This is a genomic window from Endozoicomonas sp. SESOKO2, from assembly GCF_024606245.1.
Taxonomy (GTDB): domain Bacteria; phylum Pseudomonadota; class Gammaproteobacteria; order Pseudomonadales; family Endozoicomonadaceae; genus Endozoicomonas_A.
The window spans coordinates 1-2,822 of sequence record NZ_JAHHPQ010000075.1 but is presented as its reverse complement, the minus strand read 5'-3'; the positions used below and the strand labels follow the sequence as shown (position 1 = coordinate 2,822).

5 protein-coding genes are annotated in these 2,822 nt (G+C 43.3%); 3 read left to right on the top strand and 2 right to left on the bottom strand.

Translation table 11 applies throughout. The annotated features are described in order from the left end of the window. The first annotated feature begins 109 nt into the window (after positions 1–109). The gene (locus KDK17_RS02015; protein WP_257287226.1) at positions 110–238 is read left to right on the top strand and encodes a hypothetical protein; all 129 of its coding nucleotides are present in this window, start codon (positions 110–112) and stop codon (positions 236–238) included. 138 nt (positions 239–376) lie between these two features. Here KDK17_RS02015 and KDK17_RS02010 read toward each other — a convergent pair whose 3' ends face one another. Further along, entirely contained in the window at positions 377–1,015 is a 639-nt protein-coding gene (locus KDK17_RS02010) for a hypothetical protein (RefSeq protein ID WP_257282044.1), read from the bottom strand. A gap of 467 nt (positions 1,016–1,482) precedes the next feature. Here KDK17_RS02010 and KDK17_RS02005 point away from each other — a divergent pair, with 467 nt between their 5' ends. Both KDK17_RS02005 and KDK17_RS19450 read left to right on the top strand, forming a co-directional pair. Beyond that, positions 1,483–1,671 (top strand): hypothetical protein, encoded by a 189-nt coding sequence (locus KDK17_RS02005; RefSeq protein WP_257287225.1) that lies wholly within the window; start codon positions 1,483–1,485, stop codon positions 1,669–1,671. 391 nt (positions 1,672–2,062) lie between these two features. Further along, complete coding sequence (locus KDK17_RS19450; RefSeq protein WP_373691556.1) at positions 2,063–2,191, top strand: RING finger domain-containing protein; 129 nt, start codon at positions 2,063–2,065, stop codon at positions 2,189–2,191. 430 nt (positions 2,192–2,621) lie between these two features. Here the strand turns inward: KDK17_RS19450 and KDK17_RS02000 are convergent. Further along, positions 2,622–2,822, bottom strand: a 201-nt coding sequence (locus KDK17_RS02000) for a hypothetical protein (protein ID WP_257287224.1), incomplete at its 5' end; no start/stop codon positions are given.

Sequence of the window (2,822 nt, the reverse complement as noted above, 5' to 3'; positions counted from 1 at the left end):
AACCCCACATTACAAAGAAAGCCATATCCCTTAATACTTCAGGTTTCAAAACGGAAAGATCTATGAAACCTATAGAGCGCAAACAAAACAGCTAGTCTGGCAAGAACGAATGAACGACTGGCAAAAATCCGGACTTTCGGCCTCTGGCTGGGGTAAAAAGCACGATATCAAACAGCACCTGTTCTTTTACCAGAGGCGCAAACTGCTTGCTCAGCCAGAAGCGCCTGCAGTGTTCTGAACGGTTCCCAGACTGGTCATAAGCCAGAGTGGAAAAATTATAAATTAACAGGGAGTCTGAAGGTCAGCACTCGCTAATAACAGGAGCCGCAAGTTTTACGGCTTTGTTCTTTGATTTTTCTACTGGCTCCTTATGTGGCTAATTTCCCAATCTATGTCCCGTTCCTGACATAGATGTAGATTGTCGTGATGTCGCTTTTGTCCATAGTTCAGAGAAGAAATCGGAAAAATTTTCCAAAACTGTCTGGCATTGTTCAGGCCTGAATGCACAGGTTATAAAAACCATTAAACAGCCAGGTGCTAAATATGAAGAACCAAGCCCCCATAAAATTGCAAAGGTAAGGCTCGTAGCAATTATTGCTGGACGAACTTTATTAATAGAATCTGAATTGGTCAATTGAGTAGGCAATACTACTATTAATGGCTCCTTGTTATCTTTACTATCTTCTAAAGTCAAATATCGCTTGATGCTATCTTTCAAATATGGAAATTCATTAGTTAAGTTTTTTAAATTAACTATTTCACAGGAGCTGGGAATGTAATGGCCCCTGACAAGAAAAAACGGAGCAAGCTGATTAATTACAGACCAATTGTTATCAAAGTCATCATTAAAGATTTTCTTATCAATTGTTTCTCTTTCAATAACAGCATATTGACTTTTATTTTCATTAGCTGAACATATAAAAAAGTTTATCTGCTCAGAAGCAGAAGCATTGAATATAAAAAGATTGAAAGTTATCGCGGAAAGAATAAATAACGCTTTGTAAATAAATACCATAATATATGGATCCTGAGATTGATTCTATGATTTCTTTTTTGATGAATCTCGCAAAAGTAGACCATAAAACGCCACATAACAAATGATTCAAGTTCGTTCCGGGCTTTGCTCTCCACCCGACGACGTCGGCGGCGCGGCTGAACCAGGCGCGTGTGCCGGGCATGGCACTTAACTTGAGAAGTGAAGATCAGGTATTCGCAGAGCCGGAGGTTAGCGCAAGAGCAAGGGCGTTGCCGTGAGGCAGGGTCTGCGCGAGGAAAGTTAAGTGTCATACATCGGGAGGTCGGCATTTTGTTGAGGGAGCATCTGACAAAGGAATCATTCTGCTTGACCGCAATACAGAAGACCGAAAATGGCTCCTGCAACAGACCATCCATTGCCTTGTCAGCAGAAGGCATTGTAGTTGAATCTCGCCCCTGAAGGTCTGAACAGATATTGGAGAGTAATTGTCGGGGAAGTGATTTCGGATGACAGTTGTTAAACAACTGTCGTTGTCTCTGGATTATCCAGGGGGGGAACTGGTAACGGGAGACCCGATTGAATCCAAATCCATCTTTTGTTCACCTGTGATGGTGCGGCTACTTGAGAGGAATAATCTGGTACCGGTACTTAGCAGCTTCAAGGTAATAAAGGAGCCGCTGGCGTTAATGGTATGACTGTTGACGAACTTCCGCATTTGCTGAGATAGCAATGGCCAAACTGAGAGTGACTGCCAAACAACTAAGCCGTCGAACGAAGGCCGTTATCTTAAAGATCATTACAGAGCTAAGATGTGTGGGATGGATCAAAGCTGTCAGGCTCTGCCCTATCCGGATTAAGTGTCTTGCCGTTAATCTCTGCTAATCTGTGTCCTTCACTTATATAGATTGAAGTTATGCCATTGAGTGCCAAAGCAAAACCTCAGCCGACAAAGATTGATCATACTCGCAACACCCTGACTGACGCAGTTGATGCTTTGGGTCAAACCCGTGGTGAAATGCACCAAAGGTTTGACCAGTAAGACAAAGAACATGGTCAATTCAAACATGAGGTGAAAGAGCGGTTTAACTGCCTCGAACGGAAATTTGTTTAGAAATAATTAATGATGGAAAGTTGCGCACTTTTGAGTACGGTCATAAATTTCACCGTGAATGCATCGCAAAATGGTTTAAAAAAACATCCTGCCCATTTTGCTAATTTAATGTAATGACTGGTGAAATGGAGTGTAGCAATCCGTCTTCAGGCCCAGAAAGTTCAGACTCAGAAAGTCCAGAATCGGAAAGTTCAGGTCTGGAAAGTTCAGATCCGGAAAGTTTAGAAACGGATAGCTCCACACAAGAAAGTTCAGAGACTGATAGCACTGACTCTGAGTGCAACCCTCCACGCAGAAAAAAAAGACGCTATAGCTAAATACTTAGTTTTTGAAACAGGTATAAATCGGTTAGCCGGGGATCTCTAACCTCCGGCCCCTGCAGCACCTTGGTCTGCGGGTCCGCACTGGGCGATTCACCGAGGATAGCTAAACCTGATCTATAAGTCTTTCAGAGAAACAAGCCCAAGGCTCGCAGGAAAAATGTCGTTCAATGTATGCTGAGCTGCTTGTTAATCTGGCGTTCCTTGACTAAATTTACCATGGTTGTTTGAGAGGGAGAGCGATTCGTGGGCTTTTGCGCCAGATGTTTTTGTACTTTGTTCTGGCCTCAAGGAGATAACCTGCCTGGGTTTCCGGGAGCCTGACCGACAATGGCCCCGTCTGGGAGACCACGTAGCCAAGACGGCAGAAAATTGAGGATGAAAATTCGGTTTTGTGAGGAGAATAGCGAGCTAT

Coding starts and splice junctions, on each gene's coding strand:
- KDK17_RS02005 (WP_257287225.1), top strand. CDS start 1,483: ATGACAGTTGTTAAACAACTGTCGTTGTCTCTGGATTATCCAGGGGGG.
- KDK17_RS02015 (WP_257287226.1), top strand. CDS start 110: ATGAACGACTGGCAAAAATCCGGACTTTCGGCCTCTGGCTGGGGTAAA.
- KDK17_RS02010 (WP_257282044.1), bottom strand. CDS start 1,015: ATGGTATTTATTTACAAAGCGTTATTTATTCTTTCCGCGATAACTTTC.